This window comes from Hubeiibacter jixunmingi (assembly GCF_041928215.1).
Taxonomy (GTDB): domain Bacteria; phylum Pseudomonadota; class Gammaproteobacteria; order Pseudomonadales; family Moraxellaceae; genus Acinetobacter.
The window spans coordinates 1-18,791 of sequence record NZ_JBHFHK010000024.1 but is presented as its reverse complement, the minus strand read 5'-3'; the positions used below and the strand labels follow the sequence as shown (position 1 = coordinate 18,791).

Genomic DNA, 18,791 nt, shown 5'->3' with positions numbered 1-18,791 from the left:
TCATAAAATCGACGAGTAATAATTTATAGTCTATTTTTCATATAAATACAAGGACATGATATTTTATTTCATATAAAATATCATTATAAGTTTAAATACTGTGTGTATCATCAAATCAGAGCATGATTTTTTCAATCGTGCATCATAATTTAAGGCGTTACAGGTGCTGAGCTAGGCTGTGCTTGATGTGGATTTTTATACAACAAGTAATGCGAGCGTTTGTCATATTGCTCATCTTTTGCCAAAGTTAAAGCACCTGTTTGCCCACATGCTGTCAATAAGACAATTAAACCAGCCAAAAAAGTAGATTTTTTCATTCTCAATTATCCAAAAGTGAAATGTTAAAAAATGGTGGATAGTCCCTACCACACCATTTTTGATTTTAAGTCAATGTATGCCAAACCGATGGTTAGAATAAGCGGTTCATACCATTCAATGCTGCAACACGATAGGCTTCTGCCATGGTTGGATAGTTGAATGTGGTATATGCAAAATAAGTAATTGAGTTATTTGGACTGTTCATTACAGCCTGTCCAATGTGTACAATTTCTGATGCGTTATTACCAAAGCAGTGAATACCCAAAATTTCTAAAGTTTCACGGTGGAATAAAATTTTCAGCATACCTACGGTTTCACCCGTGATTTGAGCACGAGCAAGATATTTAAAGAATGACTGCCCAATTTCATAAGGTACTTGTTCATCGGTCAGTTCTTGTTCTGTCTTACCAATAGAAGAAATCTCTGGAATGGTATAAATGCCTGTTGGAATATCTTTGACTGGCTTAACATCTAGCTCACCGACCATATTTGAGCCTGCACAACGACCTTGGTCATAGGCTGCCGATGCCAATGATGGCCAACCGATTACGTCACCTGCAGCATAAACATTTTCAACTTCGGTTTGATAGCGTTCATTCACTGCGACTTGTCCACGGCTATTTGGTGTCAAACCGATATTTTCTAAGCCAAGCCCTTCGGTATTTCCTGAGCGACCGTTACACCATAAAATTGCGTCAGCTTTGATTTTTTTACCGCTTTTTAAGTATAAAACTACGTGATCATCATGCGTTTCTAATCGATCAAATTGCTCATTATGGCGAATCAATACACCGAGTTCTCTTAGGTAATAAGATAACGCATCAGAAATTTCATCATCTAAATAGCTCAATAAATGCTCTTGAGTATTAATCAAATCAACTTTATGCCCCAGTCCTGTGAAGATGGATGCATACTCACAACCAATCACCCCTGCACCATAAATCACAATCTTATGCACTGCATAATCTAGCTCTAAAATAGTGTCTGAATCAAAAACACGAGGATGACTAAAGTCTAATTCTGAAGGATGGTAAGGACGGCTACCTGTAGCAAGTACGATTTGCTGACACTGTAAAGTTTCTTTGGCACCGTCATGCCCTAAGACATACACTGTATTGGCATCTTGAATATAAGCACGACCATGATAAACATCGACACGATTGCGATCATAAAAACGGCTGTGAGTTTCGACTTGGTGTTGGATAATTTTATGTGCGTTATTCAGAATTTGTTTCATGGTAAACTGTTTCCAGTCCCCCATTTTTTTGAACAGCGGGTCACGCTGATAACGCATGATATCTGATACCGTCTGACGTAATGCCTTACTTGGAATGGTACCCACATGCGTACAGTTACCGCCGACTTGTTCACGTATATCTACTACAGCAACTTTTTTGCCTGATTTTGCCAATTTCATGGCAGCCCCTTCGCCAGCAGGTCCAGAGCCTAATACCACGGCGTCATATTGCAAACCGTTCATTGGAGTAAGCTGTTTTTTGCGAGTAGCCATACGCTGTTCCTTTTTAGATTTAGATTTCGACACTTTCATCACAGTTGCGACTTTACACTTCAATTTGAGGCAAATTATAACCCAAAAAAACCAAAAAAATCATGATAAAAGCTTTAACTTTTGAAAATTATACCATTTCTTAAATGAATAATGCTTGTACAAAGCTATTTTTGAAATCTATCTAGGTTAATTTTTTAGACTAAAGTCTCTGATACTACATCCTTGGGTAATGAACGTGAGCTCGGGATAAGTTTGAATTTAAGTATCTGATTTTATATAAAATTTTTAATTCGGATGTAGGGTGTGTGTGACGCACCCTACTTCTTTAAAATCATATAATTACAACAAAAACATACCTTTTAAAACCGAACTCACGTTAATTAGATTGAGCTAAAAAAGCAATGCTAAGAAATAATGCTCAAAGAGAATGCCTAGAGAGATTTATTCGACCTTTCAGCAAAATCTTTTAGCCACTCTACAACAGGTCTTGATATATGGTCATCAGCTTTTGAACGTTCAATATAATTCAAAAAAGCGGTTTAAAATTAATCACAAATAGGTTCTTATCTACACTTTTAAAACCGAAAAGTGTATAATCATTACATAATCTCATCTTCCTAAAGTAGTGTGTTATGTCGCAACAAAAAGCAGAACAAGGTGTTAAATTACGTGGTGCGGAAAAGGTAGCGCGTATTCCAATCAAAGTCATTCCTACTGTGGAAAGTCCACGCAAGCCTGATTGGATTCGGGTAAAAATGACCGCACCTGAAGAAGTACAACGTATCAAAACCACGTTGCGTGCACAAAAGCTACATACTGTCTGCGAAGAGGCAGCTTGTCCAAATTTGCCAGAATGTTTTGGTGGTGGTACAGCGACCTTTATGATTATGGGTGATATTTGTACGCGTCGTTGTCCGTTTTGTGATGTTGCACATGGTCGTCCTAATGCACTTGATGCAGACGAACCACGCCATATGGCAGAAACGATTGCCAATTTGAAATTAAAATATGCGGTGATTACCTCTGTCGATCGTGATGATCTGTTGGATGGTGGTGCACAGCATTTTGTTGATTGTATCAGCGAAACACGCCAACTCAGCCCAAATACCTTATTAGAAATTTTAGTACCTGACTTCCGTGGTCGTATGGATATCGCCTTACGTATCATGACTGAATGTCCACCAGATGTGTTTAACCACAATATCGAAACCGTACCACGCCTGTATAAAGCAATGCGTCCAGGTTCGGATTATCAGCATTCTTTAAGCTTGCTCAAAACATTTAAAGATTATTGCCCTGACGTCCCGACCAAATGCGGTTTGATGGTGGGTATCGGTGAGACAGAACAAGAAGTGTTGGATCTTTTGGATGACCTAAAAGCACACGATGTCGATTACGTGACAATTGGTCAATATTTACAGCCGTCAAAACAACATGCATCGATTGATCGCTTTGTTACACCTGAAGAGTTTGAGCGTTATGCCGAACACGGTCGTAAATTAGGCTTTAAAAATATTTGGTCAGCACCAATGGTTCGTTCAAGTTACTTCGCTGATCGTCAATATTACGGCGAGCCAGTACCAGAAGTACGTCGTAAGGCTAGCGTTGATCCAAGTAAAAAAATTGATGTTTTGGCAGTTGAAGCTTAATTGCCATATTAAGCCAATTTAAATGACCATGACAAATCATCATATCGCTTTAGACCATGTACAAATTGTCATGGTCAATACAACACTACCTGCCAATATCGGTGCAGCACTGCGTGCCATGAAAACGATGGGGTTGAGCCGTTTGGTACTGGTGAGTCCCAAATATCCACTCTATCAAATCAACGACCATGGCGAAAAAGTGGTTAATGCCGAAGTGTTGGCATTATCTGCAGGTGCAAGCGATTTAATCGAAAAAATTCAAGTGGTCGAACATTTGAGCGATGCGATCAGTAATTGCCACATGGTATTTGGTACCAGTGCAAGAAGTCGCACGATTCCAATGCCATTATTAGACGTACGCCCTGCTTGTCAGCAAGCGATCCATTTTGTTTCTGATATGAGTAAGTCATATCAAGTTGCCATCGTGTTTGGACGCGAAGATCGTGGTTTGACCAATGAAGAGTTGGCAATGTGTAATTATCATCTAACTATCCCTGTTAATGATGATTATGGTGTGTTGAATGTCGCTCAAGCCATCCAAGTGGTATGTTATGAATTGCGTATGGCGATGCTAGAACAACAAGCACAACCAGCAATTGTAGTAGACGATACCAGTATGCCTATGGGTGGACAGTTGATGCAATGGGATGAAAAATTGGTTAATCAGCAACAAATGCAACAGTTTTATCAGCATTTTGAGCAAGTGCTTAGCGATTTAGAGTTTTTAGACTTAGATAACCCACGCTTGATGCCAATACGCTTACGTCGCTTGTTTGGTCGTATCCATTTAGACACTGTGGAATACCATCTACTGCGTGCCATGCTTAGCCGTGTGCAAGCATTACAACAAGGACGTTGGACGGCAAGCAAAACCACAGATTCAGCTGCTCAAGCTGAAAAAGATTGACAAAGTATTATAAAATACGCATAAATAGCTGGCTTTCATCATGAAAACAATGATTGTGTAACAATTGCATTTAGGACTTTTGCCATGTTAAAACAACTTAAAGATGATATTCAGCAAGATATCCAAGCGGTATTTGATCGTGACCCAGCTGCGCGTAATACTTTAGAAGTTTTGACCACCTATCCAGGTATCCATGCGGTGATGATGCATCGTGTAGCACATCAGCTATGGCAAAAAGACTGTAAAACCTCTGCACGTATGCTCTCGGCATTCAATCGTTTTGCTACAGGGATTGAAATACATCCAGGTGCAAAAATTGGTAAACGCTTTTTTATCGATCATGGTATGGGCGTGGTGATTGGCGAAACTGCGGAAATCGGCAATGATGTGACGTTATATCATGGTGTGACTTTGGGCGGTACAACATGGAATAAAGGTAAACGCCATCCAACGCTAGAAGATGGTGTGATTGTCGGTGCAGGTGCCAAAATTCTAGGTCCCTTTACCGTGGGAAAAAATGCCAAAGTCGGCTCAAATGCAGTCGTCACCAAAGCAGTCCCTGAAAGTACAACCGCTGTAGGAAACCCTGCACGATTTATTTCTAAAAATAAAGCTGAAAATAATGATACCAAAACCGACAACAAAACGTTCCAAGCTTATGCCACAGGTCAAGAACAAAGTGACAGTATGCTTAAAGCGGTGCATACACTGCTTGGTCGTCTTGAGCAAAATGAACAATATATGAAACAAATGTGCCAACAGCTCAACAAGCTTGATCCGAATTTTGCGGTTGAAGGTCTATGTAAGATGACTGCACAAGAGCAACAAGCACTGGATGCGATCAAGCAAGAATATGCCATTACCGAAAATCACGACATCACACAAAATTAGTGATATTCATCACGGTTATGAATAAATAATGTGTCCTATGCCATTTTTTTGGCATAGTGGATGCAATTCTGTAACGTAAAAAACCTTGTAATTGCTATTTTTTTTTCTTAGACTTTTCAGCATGTCTTTAATATTCAATATATTAAGTTAATTTTAGCTCTTACTTTAGGTATTGTCATGAAATTAAAATCTCTAAGCTTACTCGCATTAAGTAGTGCAATTTTGGTTGCTTGTAGCACTCCAACACCAGTAAAAACCGTAGCCGTTGAAGCACCGCCAGTACCAGTTGACAATAGCCCAATCGTATTTGAAGAACCTGCGATTTCACCTGCTTATTATGCACTTAATCCATCAGATTATAGCAAGCCACCTGTTTTTGAAGTGAATCTGCAACGCGCTAAGGTAGCACCGCTGACCAAGCTAGAGGTCTCCACTCCAAATATGGAACCAACGATTTTAAGTGAAAATCGCTTTATCGTTCCTTTGACCGATAGCCGTAGTGAAAGCCTCAAATTTGCAGTATTAGCACAAGATACTGAGCTTGACGTGACCGATATTGATGATTTTATCAATATTCTGGAAGGTAAAGCACGTCATTATCCAGTACAGTTTGCATCGAAAGCTGAGCGTGCGGGCTATACTAGTCGCGTTAAGACTTTGGTAGCACAGTTAGATCCTTTGGCTTTACGTCCTACGGCATCATACGATGTGATATTGCGTGCATTTAAACTTAGTGTGATGGCACGTAACCTCGATATGGGTGATCAGTTCGGTCCAAAAGCTTTGGCTTATGGCAAATGTTTGCTTGCAATGCAACCTAATGATCCAACTGCAAATCTATGGTTAGGTTTTAGTTTGTCTGAAGGCGGTGCATTCAAAGAAGCTACACCATATCTACAAAAAGCGATGGATGCAGGTGTTCAAGAAGCTCACTTATCAATGGCAAATAACTTCCTTTATATGGAACAAAAACGTAATGCCATCACTACATTACGCAACTATAAGGTGAAATACCCAACCGAAAGTGCTGTAGCAGATCGTTTGATCAGTGAAATTGAATCGGGTCAGCGTTATAACGTATGGCAAAAATAATATGCAATCGTTATTGGTTTGATCACTCAAAAAACGGCAGTTTAACTTAAACTGTCGTTTTTGTTTTATTTACTTTTTTAACAACTTAAGCATTCTTTATTTGATTATGGCTTATACCCTAATTGTCTTTCAAATTCTAGCCAAGCGTCAGCAACACCTTCACCAATATGTTCATATAATTGCCAATCTGTGTCTAAAATATTTTTCAAAATAGGATGAATATAATCTTTTCCAATTATGTAACTGTCATGATATTCAATATCTACGAGTTCTTCAGCAAAATAAACCCTAAGCCCAGTTTGAAAAGGACTGCTACACAAATAATGTAATACATTCAAACCCTGAGAATTTGCCATATATATGCTGTATATATAGACATAATAATTTATATCGGCAACGACTATTTTGGCTCCCATTGATTGCTCTCAAAAATACAAAAGTTATGGATTGAAAATTTATAATAAGCGTCCTGTAGTCAAATCTGCAAACAAATCTGGATGTTCATCGCCACGATATGTACCATTTGCCGACCATGCCCCTATCCTTTTACGATAAAGCTTTAAATAATCATATAGTGTACCAATCAAACGCACAGGATGATATTCAATAGTTACATCCTTATCATGATCGTTGAAATCATCATTATTCTCATCATATTCATAGATGTAATCATTATCATCAACCGTCAGCATAAAGTAAGTTAGAATGCCCTCATTATCCGTAGAGAAGATAAACATTTTTTTATCAACCAAACATATATTATTCATCGCTTTTTTAAAGTAAATACTACTTTCATCATTCCAAATTTGTTGCATTTCCTTACCAAGCCGAGAAATATTATTTTTATAATCTCTATACATACATATATTACCAGCCAATAACAAGCCACCAGAACATTTGCCCATAGTCATTAATAATTCTTTTAGCTGTCCATGTATGGATATATTATACAACTGCTCAATCTGTGCAATCTCGTCTTCATTATAACCAGCAATCATATCTAGTCTTTCAATAAAATGATTTTTTGGTGAGCGAATAGATGCAAGCATATCGATTAATTGATTAGACATTTAATGATTTTCCAAAATATTTCATGATTAAAAAAATCAGACTATACAAAACGATAGCCTGATTTTTCGCTAAATTTTAGATTAACTAGATTTGACTTGCCAATTCTGCACCTTGACGAATGGCACGTTTGGCATCTAACTCACCTGCCTCTTTTGCCCCACCAATCAAATGCACAGTTTTTCCTGCTTGCTGTAACGCTTGATACATGGCTTGTAACGGCTCTTGCCCTGCACAAACCACCACATTATCCACCGCCAAAACTTGTGGCTCGCCATTGACCAAAATATGCAAACCTTGCTCATCGAACTTTTGATATTCCACACCCGATAGCATCTGCACCTGATGTTGCTTTAAGCCTGCACGGTGAATCCAACCTGTCGTTTTGCCTAGATTTGCTCCCACCGCAGTGGCTTTACGTTGTAATAAATACACTTGGCGAATCGGCTGTTCAACTACAGGCTTGGTAATACCGCCTGCATTCTGATATTGACGGTCGATACCCCATTGACGGTAGAATTTTTCGGGAATTAAGGTCGCACTTTCGCCCTCTTGCAATAGATATTCAGCCGTATCAAAGCCAATACCGCCAGCACCAATGATTGCCACCGATTTACCGACCGATTTTTTATGTTTTAATACATCAAGATAGCTCAACGCTTTTTCATCATCCAAACCTGCAATGCTGATTTGACGTGGCGTTACACCCGTTGCCAATACGATTTCATCAAATTTTTCATCATTTAAATCATCAAAATCTACTTCATGATTGAGTTTGACTTCGATTTTGTCTTTATATAAGGTTAATTGACGTCTGAAATAACGTAAAGTTTCATAAAATTCTTCTTTCCCCGGTACTTGCTTGGCGATGTTAAATTGTCCACCAATTTGGCTATCACGGTCAAATAGCACCACATTATGCCCACGCTGTGCCGCGTAAATTGCAAAGCTACAGCCTGCTGGACCTGCACCGACTACGGCAATAGTTTTTGGCTGTTCAGTTGGTAAAAATTGTAATTCGGTTTCACGTGCAGCTTGCGGATTGACCAAACAGGTTGCTGGACGCATGGCAAAAATATGGTCTAGACACGCTTGATTACAGCCGATACAAGTATTGATTTCATCGCTACGATCTTCAATGGCTTTGATGACAAAGTCAGGATCTGCCAACATCGGACGAGCCATAGACACCATATCAGCATGCCCTTGTGCCAACACCGATTCTGCCATTTCAGGGGTATTGATACGATTTGACGTGACCAAAGGCACTTTGACATGCTTTTTCAGTTTTTCAGTTACCCAAGTAAATGCTGCACGTGGTACTTTGGTGGCAATGGTTGGAATGCGTGCTTCATGCCAGCCAATACCAGTATTGATAATGCTCGCCCCTGCTTGTTCAATGGCTTTTGCAAGTTGGATCACTTCATCAAAACTCGAACCGCCCTCGACCAAATCCAACATCGATAAGCGATAAATAATAATAAAGTTTTCGCCTACAGCCTCACGAGTACGGCGTACGATTTCTACCGCAAAGCGAATACGATTTTCATAGCTACCACCCCATTGATCATCACGTTGATTGGTGCGAACAGCGATAAATTCATTAATCAAATAGCCTTCAGAACCCATGATTTCTACGCCATCATAGCCAGCATATTGAGCTAATTTGGCACAATTCACAAAATCATCAATGGTTTGCAATACTTCTTCGTGTGTCAAAGCTTTTGGCGGAATGGGATTAATCGGTGCTTGAATTGCAGATGGTGCAACCACATTGGGTTGATAGGAATAACGTCCTGTATGTAAAATTTGTAGGGCAATTTTACCGCCTGCATCATGTACTGCTTGGGTAATCACTTTATGTTCATCGGCGATGTCTTGGCTGTCCAATTTTGCCCCACCGGCAAAAGTCACCCCTGCATCATTCGGTGCGATACCACCTGTGACAATCAAACCCACTTCACCTTTGGCACGACGAGCATAAAACGCAGCTAATTTTTCAAAACCATTCGGCATTTCTTCCAAGCCGATATGCATTGAACCCATAATGATACGATTTTTTAAGGTGGTAAAGCCCAAATCCAAAGGCTTTAATAAATGTGGATAAGCGTTTGTCATAAAAATATCCTAAAATAACTGTTAGTCAAAATTACTGGCTCTTGCTGGTGAATTTTGCTGTGAAATATAACGATTTATCAACAATATTGGCGTTTTTGTCAAGTTTAAATTTGAACGGCTTGGTTTTAAGGTTTTTGAAAGCATTTAGACCAACTTGGAATCGCAACCATGACGATGATCAAGCACAGCAATATAGATGTATGTTAAAATAGGATAAATTTCAAATCAGCATGCATTTTTTAGTAAAAATGAGGAATATCAATATGTCTGAACAAAATTTAGCACTGGATCACGATGGGCATCTGGTTGATTATCAAATCTGGTCACCTGAAATTGCTCAACAATTGGCAAATAGCTTAGATTTACAACTTGATGATTGGCATTTTTCGATACTTTTTGCCTTACGCCAATTTTATCAAGATTTTGGTTTTGCACCTGCGACACGTCCTTTGATTAAATATTTAAACAAAACGGTCAATACTGAAATCAGCAACCAAATGCTGATGCAACGCTTTAATACGGGTCTGGTGGCACGTCATTTGAACCGCTTAGCAGGCTTACCAAAACCGCCAAATTGTTTGTAATATATTTATTTTTAAGTAATTTTAATCTTTATCTCTTACTCGGTGTGTGTGGATTTTAATGCAAATAATTCATAAAATAAGTTTTGTGTTGTCGCAGATTTTGTTCATTCGCTACACCAAACAAAAAACCAACTATCGAAAAAAATGATATTTTTTAGCATTGTCTAGAACTAAAATAATGCGTATCTTGCTGACATTGTGCAAGCTTTTGCGGTAAACTTGTCGTGATATGGTAAATTTGGTATATTTTGCCAATCAGTCATTATCACAGCGGATCATATTTTATGTCTATTGATATCTTGGTCATTCATGGCCCTAATCTGAATTTACTTGGTCAACGTGAACCTGAAATCTATGGCACACTGACCTTGGCAGATATCAATCAACAATTGATTCAAGTTGCCGAGCAGAAGCAATTGCGTTTAGACAGCTTTCAAAGCAATACCGAAGGTCTCATTGTGGATCGTATTCAGCAAGCATGGCATGAAAAAGTACGTTGGATTATCATCAATCCTGCCGCTTATACGCATACTTCTGTAGCAATCCGTGATGCCTTACTCGGTGTAGCCATTCCGTTTATCGAAGTACATTTATCCAATGTACACGCAAGGGAAGCGTTTCGCCATCATTCCTACCTGTCAGATCAAGCCAAAGGCGTGATTTGCGGTTTGGGTGCATATGGCTATCATGCAGCTTTGAATTTTGTCTTGCAACAGCCCAATATTTTATCGCTAAATACTGTCCATGCTTAACAGTCACATTTAGTGCCAGCCTAGACGTTCAACCACACCAAAGGATATTTTCTCATGGATATTCGCAAAATCAAAAAGTTAATCGACTTAATGATTGAGTCTGATTTACAAGCCATCGAAGTCAAAGAAGGCGACCAATCTATTTCATTGGCACGCCGTAATCCTGTGGTTGCAGCTGCTACCGTTGCACCTGTAGAAGCACCTGCTGCACCTGTAGTCAAGACCTCTCGTGGTGCAGTCGAAACAGCACCGATGGTCGGCGTATTCTATGCTGCACCAAGTCCAGGCGAAGCACCATTTATCAAAGTCGGTCAGACCGTCTCTGCAGGTGATAGCTTAGGTATTATCGAAGCGATGAAAATCATGAACCCAATCGAAGCGACACAAAATGGCGTGATTGAAGAAATTTTAGTTAAAAATGGTGATGTAGTGGAATTTGGACAGCCGTTATTCCGTTATCGTGCATAATGTAAAACAGTTGTCGGAGCTTGCCATGTTAAAGAAAATTTTGATTGCCAATCGTGGTGAAATCGCCTTGCGTATTACCCGAGCGTGTAAAGCCTTGGGGATTCAAACCGTTGGCGTATATTCTACTGCCGATAAGGATTTGATGCATTTACGCTTTGTCGATGAGGCAGTGTGTATCGGTAATAGTGCCAGTAGCGAAAGCTATCTTAATATTCCTGCCATTATTACTGCTGCTGAAGTGACGGGGGCAGATGCCATTCACCCTGGTTATGGTTTCTTGTCTGAAAATGCTGAATTTGCCGAATTGGTAGAAAATTCAGGCTTTACCTTTATTGGTCCACGTCCAGAGCATATCCGCTTAATGGGCAATAAAGTCTCTGCGATTGTCGCCATGAAAAAAGCAGGCGTGCCAACTGTACCAGGTTGTGACCATGCGGTAACGCCACATAATGCCCTTGCCGAAGCCAAAGAAATTGGTTTTCCTTTGATCGTTAAGGCGGCTGCAGGTGGTGGTGGTCGTGGTATGCGTATCGTTGAACGGGTTGATAATCTGCTTGAGTCCGTACAAGCTGCACAACGTGATGCCGAAATGTGGTTTGGTGATGACACCGTCTATATGGAACGCTTTTTGCAAAAGCCTCGCCATGTTGAAGTGCAAGTATTGGGCGATGGCAATGGTCATGCGATTCATTTATATGATCGGGATTGTTCATTACAACGTCGCCATCAAAAAGTATTAGAAGAAGCACCAGCACCCGATTTGCCTGCACAAGCCCGTGCAGATATTTTGGAAGCTTGTGTAAATGCCTGTAAACTCATTCAATATCGTGGTGCAGGAACATTTGAATTTTTGTATGAAGAAGGCGAATTTTTCTTTATTGAAATGAATACCCGTGTACAAGTCGAACATCCTGTTACTGAAATGGTGACTGGCGTTGATATTATCGAACAGCAAATCCGCATTGCATCAGGCTTAGGCTTGAATCTGCAACAAGATGATATTGAAGTGCGTGGTCATGCTATTGAATGCCGTATCAATGCCGAAGATCCGCAGACTTTTATTCCGTCAGCAGGACAAATTGAACATTATTTTGTCCCAGGTGGTGCTGGTGTGCGTATGGATTCGCACATTTATCAAGGTTACAAAATTCCGCCTTATTATGACTCGATGATTGGCAAATTAATTGTCCATGGTAAAGACCGTCAAACCTCGATTGCTCGTTTAAAACAAGCTTTGGATGAAATGATTTTGACGGGAGTAAAAACCAATATTCCTTTGCATCGTCATGTGATTTTAACAGATGAAAATTTCTGTGAAACTGCAATGGATATTCATTATTTGGAAAAACATTTACTCAAGCCTTTTCAAAAAGAGGAAGTTAAAAAATAGTCTATCCTTTTGTTGAAATGTTATCTCCCCTTTATGGTCAGACATCGAGGGGATTTTTTTATTGTGCCAATGGTTGAGACTTGAAAATAAACTTGCAGTTACTAAATAGATGCAAAGATTGCTGTAAATTATGCTATATTTCAGCCAATTTAATCGTACATCGCTTTAAAACTTATGCTTTTCGATGAATATTAAAGCTTAAAAAAGAGAAGTCTTATGTCGAATCATCAACCAAAATCACTCTCTAAAGCCATCCTACTCAGCACTGCCTTAGTTATTGGTTCAGCGTCACTTACAGGTTGTGGCTATAATGCTATGCAAGCTCAAGACGAACAAATTAATTCATCTTGGGCAGAAGTAGTCAACCAATATCAACGCCGTGCAGACTTGATTCCAAACTTGGTCAAAGTGGTAGCACAATATGCACAACATGAACAGCAAGTGCTTACGCAAGTTGCTCAAGCACGTGCATCTGCTGGCTCAATCCAAGTTACACCAGAAGTACTAAACGACCCTGCTCAATTTGAAAAATACCAACAGGCACAGCAACAATTGGGTAGCTCACTTTCTCGTTTGTTGGCAGTATCAGAGCGTTATCCAGATCTAAAAGCAGATAAACAGTTCCAAGACTTACAAGCTGAATTAGCAGGTACTGAAAATCGTATCGCTGTGGCACGTAAACGTTATATTGATAATGTGCAAAGCTATAATACAACAATTCGTCAATTCCCAACTAATTTGACCGCAAAAATTTTTGGTATGCATACACGCCCACAATTTACTGTTGCCAATGAACAGCAAATCTCAGTTGCACCCACAGTAGATTTTGGTAATGCGACCAATAATACGCCAAATACCCAACAAAACATGGCAAACCCAATGGCAAATCCTGCACCTGCAAGCACTGCACAATAAGTGTAATAAGGATTGATTATCATGAGCATGGCAGACGTACGGCATCGATCAAAAAATAAGGTCTTGGGTTATTTAAAATCGTTTGTCTTGTCAGCGGTATTAGTGATTTTTAGCAGTACTTATTGGGCTGGTATTGTCCATGCACAAGACAATACCACGCCCAATACAGCGACTGCCTCTGCCAAAGATATACAAGCAGTCAATCCGTCTAACCAATCCGATGATGCCATTTTAGCTACACAAATCGCCAAAAATCCTGCATTGCAAGAACATTTGGCGGAACATGATGCTATTCAAGATACCATGCTGATTGGGCAAGATAATACCTCTGCAACACAAAATGCCAATCCCAGCCCGTCTAGCCCACGCCAGTCTAATGCCGAATTTCAGCAAGCCAGTCAATTATTGTTGGATAATCCTGTCATAGACCAAGCCCAAGTTTTATCTGCCAATCAAAAACAGCAGCTTGAACAAAAAATCCGCTCTATTTTTGGACAAGGATTGGCTCAGATTGCGATTGTCACTGTACCAACGACCAATGGTGAGCCGATTTTTAATTATACGTTAAATATAGCAGAGCGTTGGAAACTGGGTAAAAAAGGTATTGATAATGGTATTTTAATTGTTGCCGCAATCAATGACCGTAAAATGTATATTTTGACAGGCTACGGTATTGAAGGTGTGATTCCAGATTCGATTGCCAGCCGTATCATCCGTGAAGATATTGCCGAACATTTTCGACAAAGCGATTATTATGGTGGTTTTGATGCAGCACTCAATCGCATCGAGCAACGCTTAAAGACTGACCCTGACGTGCTTGCCAAAGCGGATGAGGCCCAGCAACAAACCGCTGAAAATGATAAAGGCTCGCCTTTTGGTTTAATGTTTATCCTTGCCTTTTTTCTAGGTCCGATGATTTATTCTATTTTTGGACGCTTTTTGGGTGCAAGTTTCTTTGCTTTAGCTGGTTTTGCCATGGCAATGAGTTTTGGTTTTTCTTTTATTATCAGCTTAATCATTGCCATGATCATATGGTTTATTTTGTTTGTGTTGATGTTAGATCGCTTATTCACAAATGGTGGTCATGTACAACGTAGTGGACGTCACGGTGGCGGTTTCGGCGGTGGCTTTGGTGGTGGTTCATCAGGCAGCGGCGGTGGCTGGAGCGGTGGTGGCGGTGGCTTCGGTGGTGGTGGTGCTGGCGGTTCATGGTAAATTAGGATTATATACATTATGCAAGTGATACACTCCAAACCGAGCTTTTTACGCTGGTTGCGTCAGCTGTCTTTTGTGCCGTATTTTCAACAACGCTGGTTGAATAGCGAAAGTAAAGCACGACTCACTCAAGCCATTACACAAGCAGAGCAGCACCATTTTGCTGAGATTGTGTTGATTATCGAAAATGCTTTGCCATTGTCTAGTGCCTATCACCAAGACTGCCGCGCCAGAGCTTTAGATTTGTTTGGTCTATATCGAGTTTGGGATACCCAGTACAATTCAGGCGTTCTGATTTATCTTAATCTTTGCGAACATCAATTACATATTGTTGCTGATCGCGGTATAGATGCTGTAGTCAGTGACGAAACATGGCAAGGACTATGTCAGCAAACAATTGAAAAATTTAAACAGCAACAACAAATCGATGCCTTGTATGAACTGTTGAATCAGATTGCAATGTTATTAAAAGACTTTCATATCAACGACCATCATGTCATCGATGTCAATGAGCTACCTAATGAAGTGATTTATATTCGGTAATTGCGTACATTTGTCGCATTTAAATGATTCATTCTAACAAGAACGTTTCATACAATATCAATCACTTTGCGATTAAAAGTTGCTAAAATTGAGTTACTCGACAATTATTTTATGTTTTTTATCAAAATCATCTTCATAAAAACCTAAAAAGTTATCTTGTAAAGATGGAAAAATGTTTTCACCCTCATAGTGAACAGAAAATCCTCCAAAAAAATGTCCTAATTTTGTGCTACCATCCAAGCCACCCAAAATTGTTGATACGATATCCACAGCAAACCTTTCAAGTAATATATCAATTTCTTGTTTATCTTCTTCGTTAAGTTGCTGATAAAACGATTTATTTTGAAAACGTCGTTTATAATCAGAAACCAAATCAATCATAATCTCATTGTATATTTCAGCCGAAATTTTTTCATCCAAAGTCATCATATTTCACCTAAAATACACTTAAAAATAATTAGAGTTTTGTATTTCAAAACAATAAAATCAGATGAATAACACAGTTATCCATCTGATTTTTCTCAGCAATTATGCAAACACTTGTACTACTTTACCCTGCACTTCCGCACCGATTAAAGGGGTATTTTTGCCTTTTGAACGGATATTTTCAGCATTGAGCGTCCATTTTGCATTCGGGTCAATCAATACCCAACCATGCTGCGCTGCCCATGCGTCAGCAATATTGGCAATATTGGCAGGCTGTGTAGTGACACGATTTGTCCATTGTAAAGGCGATAATAGACCTTGCTCAACCAATGCTACACCCAACGCCACAAAACTATCAAAAGCACTAATCCCTGCTTGGGTTTCCGCAAATGGTGCTTGTTTTGCTGATGCGTTTAATGGTTCGTGATGACTACAAATCGCATCAATTACGCCACTCGCCACGCCCTCACGCAACAAGTCACGGTCTTTGGCAGAACGTAATGGCGGACGTACATGTGCCAAAGTATTAAAACCATCGGTCACATCATCGGTTAGATGCAATTGATGAATCGCCACGTCAGCAGTGATATTCAAGCCTTTTTCTTTGGCGATACGGATTAAATCCACCGATGCACCGCACGACAATAGACCAAAATGGGCTTTTACCCCAGTCGCTTCCACCATCAACAAATATTTTGCCAAAGCCACGGTTTCTGCCAAAGTAGGAATGGTCGGCAAGCCTTGACGTGATGCGGTAAAGCCTTGATGTACGCAACCATCTTTGGCGATCTGCGGTTCTTCTGGATAAAAGACCACAGTCAAATCCAAACCTGCGGCATATTCCAAGGTACGTAAAATCACATCATCATTTTCAAAAGCCGCATAAGCATTCGATACCAATAAACAACCGCCTTTTTGCAAGCCTGCCATATTGGATGGTTGTTTGCCCTCCAAGCCTTGCGTTAATGCCCCCGTAATATGCAAATAAATACCTGCATCTTGCCATGCTTTTTCTTTTAAGCCTTGAATCAACGCCCCATTATCTTGCACAATCGGTTTACAATCAGGCGGAATTACTACATGCAGAATGCCTTGCTCACGAGCTGCTATCCCTTCGGATTGTAGTGTGCCGTGTTGTTGTTGTCCTGGTTCACGCAGATTGGCACACAAGTCCACCATGGTCGGCATCAACCATTGCCCCGTTGCATCAATCACTTGCGATACATTGTCCAATTTTTCGACCAGTTTACCATTTTGCACATATACATCTTGCACTTGTTCAGTTTGCGTCATTGGGTTAATGAGACGTACATTTTTAATTTGAATGCTATTCATACTATTTTCCTCAATTTATTGTGCTGATTAAAGTGGAATGTCAAAGCTTGGTAAACCTTGCTCAACCAACTGCCCTTGCATCGACAATGCCAATACCGCCATACGTACGGCAATACCATTGGTCACTTGTTTTAAAATCACCGACTGTTCACCATCTGCTACGCTTGATGCAATCTCTACACCACGGTTCATCGGGCCAGGGTGCATCACGATACAATCAGGCTTGGCAAGTTTGACACGACGATCATCTAAGCCAAAAGTTTTGAAAAATTCTTGCGGTGAAGACAAGGCAGGTGAATCAATACGTTCATTTTGAATACGTAAAGCAATCACCACATCACAATCTTTCACACCCTCATCCATATTGTTGCATAAACGTACATGGTCGCCATAATCGGCAAAACCTGACGGTAGTAATGTATTTGGGGCGACCACACGGATATCTTGACAGCCCAAAGTTTGCAAAGCGGCAATGTTTGAACGTGCCACACGAGAGTGTTTAATATCACCAATAATGGCAATGCTAAGCTCTGAAAATGGGCGTTTGGTTTCACGGCGAATGGTCAGCATATCGAGCATGGCTTGGGTTGGATGGGCATGACGGCCATCGCCTGCATTAATAATCGCCACATTCGGGCAGACATCTTGGGCAATAAAATGGGCCGCACCAGACGACCCATGACGTACTACAAAAATATCGGCTGCCATTGCCTCCAAATTCCATAGCGTATCACGCAATGTTTCGCCTTTGTTTGTACTTGAACGAGCAATATCAATGTTTAAGACATTGGCAGACAAGCGTTTTGCAGCCGCTTCAAAAGTCATACGAGTACGGGTAGAATTTTCAAAAAATAAATTCATCACCGTACGACCTTCTAATAAAGGACTGGTGATCAATTGACCTTGTTCATTAAAAAAGCTATCAGCAGTATCGAGAATATGGGTCAAAGTCGCTTGAGATAAGCCTTCTGTCGTCAGGAAATGCTTTAAATTCCCTTGAGAATTAAGCTGTAATTGGCTTGGCTTGTGCAAAGCAGCGATATGCAACATGAGATGCGTCCCCCATCATCTTGGTAAAAAACAAAATTAGCATATTCTATAACAAAAATTTTTTTTGGAAAGGGATTTTTTAGGAATTTCTTTTCTAATGCTCTAGCAAAGGTAAAGCACTTGAAATATTCGTATAAAAAACATATCAATTCAATTTTTAATCAATCTATTTGCTACCATAGATTTTTTCCTTTTCTCCCAAATAGTTACCCAACACCTTATCTAATCTACAAAGAAGCTCTTCTTTATATTTTTTCTTTCCAAATAAAAAGTAGGTATTACCTTCAAAATAGATACATATTCTAATATGGCTTTCATCTTCACTACTATGCCCTTTGGGAATAATATTCTCTATCGCATAATCACAGTTATTAATTTCTATGACATCACCTTTCATATTTTTAATAATCAAACTATTATTTAAAAGTACATTTTGCAAACAAGATACCTTCCAATACCAAAGAATATAGAATGTAATAGACATCTTGCGAAAGTTTTGATATAATGACAAGATGAGATACGAAACAATCAAGGGCTTTAGCGACAGCCAATTTAAACGC

At 39.7% G+C, this 18,791-nt stretch carries 20 protein-coding genes; 11 read left to right on the top strand and 9 right to left on the bottom strand.

The features are described from left to right. Positions 1–149 precede the first annotated feature (149 nt). Together lptM and sthA are read right to left on the bottom strand one after the other, a co-directional pair. The gene (gene lptM / locus ACEYX7_RS05465) at positions 150–317 is read right to left on the bottom strand and encodes an LPS translocon maturation chaperone LptM (protein ID WP_374805032.1); all 168 of its coding nucleotides are present in this window, start codon (positions 315–317) and stop codon (positions 150–152) included. A gap of 92 nt (positions 318–409) precedes the next feature. Beyond that, positions 410–1,798, bottom strand: coding sequence for a Si-specific NAD(P)(+) transhydrogenase (gene sthA, locus ACEYX7_RS05460; protein WP_374805039.1), 1,389 nt, complete (start codon positions 1,796–1,798; stop codon positions 410–412). A gap of 662 nt (positions 1,799–2,460) precedes the next feature. Between sthA and lipA the strand changes: the two genes are divergently transcribed. The 4 genes from lipA (at position 2,461) to ACEYX7_RS05440 (ending at position 6,367) form a co-directional block, all read left to right on the top strand. Then, positions 2,461–3,477, top strand: coding sequence for a lipoyl synthase (gene lipA / locus ACEYX7_RS05455; protein WP_374805033.1), 1,017 nt, complete (start codon positions 2,461–2,463; stop codon positions 3,475–3,477). A gap of 22 nt (positions 3,478–3,499) precedes the next feature. Further along, on the top strand, positions 3,500–4,384 hold the full coding sequence (locus tag ACEYX7_RS05450) for an RNA methyltransferase (protein ID WP_374805034.1): 885 nt from the start codon (positions 3,500–3,502) through the stop codon (positions 4,382–4,384). Positions 4,385–4,468: 84 nt separating this feature from the next. Further along, entirely contained in the window at positions 4,469–5,275 is an 807-nt protein-coding gene (gene cysE, locus ACEYX7_RS05445; protein WP_374805035.1) for a serine O-acetyltransferase, read from the top strand. A gap of 177 nt (positions 5,276–5,452) precedes the next feature. After that, positions 5,453–6,367: an ABUW_2363 family tetratricopeptide repeat lipoprotein gene (locus ACEYX7_RS05440; protein WP_374805036.1), complete on the top strand. Its 915-nt coding sequence runs from the start codon at positions 5,453–5,455 to the stop codon at positions 6,365–6,367. 104 nt (positions 6,368–6,471) lie between these two features. On the opposite strand, the gene ACEYX7_RS05435 is transcribed toward ACEYX7_RS05440, so the two are convergent. From ACEYX7_RS05435 to ACEYX7_RS05425, 3 genes are all read right to left on the bottom strand, one after another. Continuing rightward, entirely contained in the window at positions 6,472–6,723 is a 252-nt protein-coding gene (locus tag ACEYX7_RS05435; protein WP_374805037.1) for a hypothetical protein, read from the bottom strand. Between the two features lie 99 nt (positions 6,724–6,822). Then, on the bottom strand, positions 6,823–7,437 hold the full coding sequence (locus ACEYX7_RS05430) for an SMI1/KNR4 family protein (RefSeq protein WP_374805038.1): 615 nt from the start codon (positions 7,435–7,437) through the stop codon (positions 6,823–6,825). 85 nt (positions 7,438–7,522) lie between these two features. Then, on the bottom strand, positions 7,523–9,553 hold the full coding sequence (locus ACEYX7_RS05425) for an FAD-dependent oxidoreductase (RefSeq protein ID WP_374900286.1): 2,031 nt from the start codon (positions 9,551–9,553) through the stop codon (positions 7,523–7,525). A 263-nt stretch (positions 9,554–9,816) separates the two neighbouring features. Between ACEYX7_RS05425 and ACEYX7_RS05420 the strand changes: the two genes are divergently transcribed. The 7 genes from ACEYX7_RS05420 (at position 9,817) to ACEYX7_RS05390 (ending at position 15,420) form a co-directional block, all read left to right on the top strand. Next, complete coding sequence (locus tag ACEYX7_RS05420) at positions 9,817–10,137, top strand: TusE/DsrC/DsvC family sulfur relay protein (protein WP_374805144.1); 321 nt, start codon at positions 9,817–9,819, stop codon at positions 10,135–10,137. 284 nt (positions 10,138–10,421) lie between these two features. After that, a complete protein-coding gene (aroQ, locus tag ACEYX7_RS05415; protein ID WP_374805145.1) occupies positions 10,422–10,889 on the top strand; it encodes a type II 3-dehydroquinate dehydratase in 468 nt (155 codons plus the stop codon). 54 nt (positions 10,890–10,943) lie between these two features. Further along, positions 10,944–11,357: an acetyl-CoA carboxylase biotin carboxyl carrier protein gene (accB, locus tag ACEYX7_RS05410; protein ID WP_374805146.1), complete on the top strand. Its 414-nt coding sequence runs from the start codon at positions 10,944–10,946 to the stop codon at positions 11,355–11,357. Positions 11,358–11,382: 25 nt separating this feature from the next. After that, on the top strand, positions 11,383–12,747 hold the full coding sequence (gene accC, locus ACEYX7_RS05405) for an acetyl-CoA carboxylase biotin carboxylase subunit (RefSeq protein WP_374805147.1): 1,365 nt from the start codon (positions 11,383–11,385) through the stop codon (positions 12,745–12,747). A gap of 216 nt (positions 12,748–12,963) precedes the next feature. Next, positions 12,964–13,662 carry a LemA family protein gene (locus ACEYX7_RS05400; protein ID WP_374805149.1) on the top strand — a complete coding sequence of 233 codons (699 nt, stop codon included), beginning with the start codon at positions 12,964–12,966 and terminating at the stop codon, positions 13,660–13,662. Positions 13,663–13,683: 21 nt separating this feature from the next. Further along, positions 13,684–14,877 (top strand): TPM domain-containing protein, encoded by a 1,194-nt coding sequence (locus ACEYX7_RS05395; RefSeq protein WP_374805151.1) that lies wholly within the window; start codon positions 13,684–13,686, stop codon positions 14,875–14,877. 18 nt (positions 14,878–14,895) lie between these two features. Continuing rightward, positions 14,896–15,420 (top strand): TPM domain-containing protein, encoded by a 525-nt coding sequence (locus ACEYX7_RS05390; RefSeq protein ID WP_374805152.1) that lies wholly within the window; start codon positions 14,896–14,898, stop codon positions 15,418–15,420. A gap of 93 nt (positions 15,421–15,513) precedes the next feature. Here the strand turns inward: ACEYX7_RS05390 and ACEYX7_RS05385 are convergent, their stop codons facing one another. From ACEYX7_RS05385 to ACEYX7_RS05370, 4 genes are all read right to left on the bottom strand, one after another. Then, entirely contained in the window at positions 15,514–15,846 is a 333-nt protein-coding gene (locus ACEYX7_RS05385) for a hypothetical protein (RefSeq protein WP_374805154.1), read from the bottom strand. A gap of 102 nt (positions 15,847–15,948) precedes the next feature. Further along, a complete protein-coding gene (locus ACEYX7_RS05380) occupies positions 15,949–17,181 on the bottom strand; it encodes a dihydroorotase (RefSeq protein WP_374805155.1) in 1,233 nt (410 codons plus the stop codon). Positions 17,182–17,208: 27 nt separating this feature from the next. After that, entirely contained in the window at positions 17,209–18,228 is a 1,020-nt protein-coding gene (locus ACEYX7_RS05375) for an aspartate carbamoyltransferase catalytic subunit (RefSeq protein ID WP_374805157.1), read from the bottom strand. 169 nt (positions 18,229–18,397) lie between these two features. After that, on the bottom strand, positions 18,398–18,791 hold a 394-nt coding region (locus tag ACEYX7_RS05370; protein ID WP_374900284.1), incomplete at its 5' end, for a hypothetical protein.

Bases quoted from the DNA above. Each gene is read 5' to 3' on its own strand.
- ACEYX7_RS05435 (WP_374805037.1), bottom strand. From the start codon at position 6,723: ATGGCAAATTCTCAGGGTTTGAATGTATTACATTATTTGTGTAGCAGT.
- ACEYX7_RS05385 (WP_374805154.1), bottom strand. From the start codon at position 15,846: ATGACTTTGGATGAAAAAATTTCGGCTGAAATATACAATGAGATTATG.
- ACEYX7_RS05425 (WP_374900286.1), bottom strand. From the start codon at position 9,553: ATGACAAACGCTTATCCACATTTATTAAAGCCTTTGGATTTGGGCTTT.
- ACEYX7_RS05400 (WP_374805149.1), top strand. From the start codon at position 12,964: ATGTCGAATCATCAACCAAAATCACTCTCTAAAGCCATCCTACTCAGC.
- lptM (WP_374805032.1), bottom strand. From the start codon at position 317: ATGAAAAAATCTACTTTTTTGGCTGGTTTAATTGTCTTATTGACAGCA.
- ACEYX7_RS05420 (WP_374805144.1), top strand. From the start codon at position 9,817: ATGTCTGAACAAAATTTAGCACTGGATCACGATGGGCATCTGGTTGAT.
- lipA (WP_374805033.1), top strand. From the start codon at position 2,461: ATGTCGCAACAAAAAGCAGAACAAGGTGTTAAATTACGTGGTGCGGAA.
- cysE (WP_374805035.1), top strand. From the start codon at position 4,469: ATGTTAAAACAACTTAAAGATGATATTCAGCAAGATATCCAAGCGGTA.
- ACEYX7_RS05430 (WP_374805038.1), bottom strand. From the start codon at position 7,437: ATGTCTAATCAATTAATCGATATGCTTGCATCTATTCGCTCACCAAAA.
- sthA (WP_374805039.1), bottom strand. From the start codon at position 1,798: ATGAACGGTTTGCAATATGACGCCGTGGTATTAGGCTCTGGACCTGCT.
- ACEYX7_RS05395 (WP_374805151.1), top strand. From the start codon at position 13,684: ATGAGCATGGCAGACGTACGGCATCGATCAAAAAATAAGGTCTTGGGT.
- ACEYX7_RS05440 (WP_374805036.1), top strand. From the start codon at position 5,453: ATGAAATTAAAATCTCTAAGCTTACTCGCATTAAGTAGTGCAATTTTG.
- ACEYX7_RS05450 (WP_374805034.1), top strand. From the start codon at position 3,500: ATGACCATGACAAATCATCATATCGCTTTAGACCATGTACAAATTGTC.
- ACEYX7_RS05390 (WP_374805152.1), top strand. From the start codon at position 14,896: ATGCAAGTGATACACTCCAAACCGAGCTTTTTACGCTGGTTGCGTCAG.
- aroQ (WP_374805145.1), top strand. From the start codon at position 10,422: ATGTCTATTGATATCTTGGTCATTCATGGCCCTAATCTGAATTTACTT.
- accB (WP_374805146.1), top strand. From the start codon at position 10,944: ATGGATATTCGCAAAATCAAAAAGTTAATCGACTTAATGATTGAGTCT.
- accC (WP_374805147.1), top strand. From the start codon at position 11,383: ATGTTAAAGAAAATTTTGATTGCCAATCGTGGTGAAATCGCCTTGCGT.
- ACEYX7_RS05380 (WP_374805155.1), bottom strand. From the start codon at position 17,181: ATGAATAGCATTCAAATTAAAAATGTACGTCTCATTAACCCAATGACG.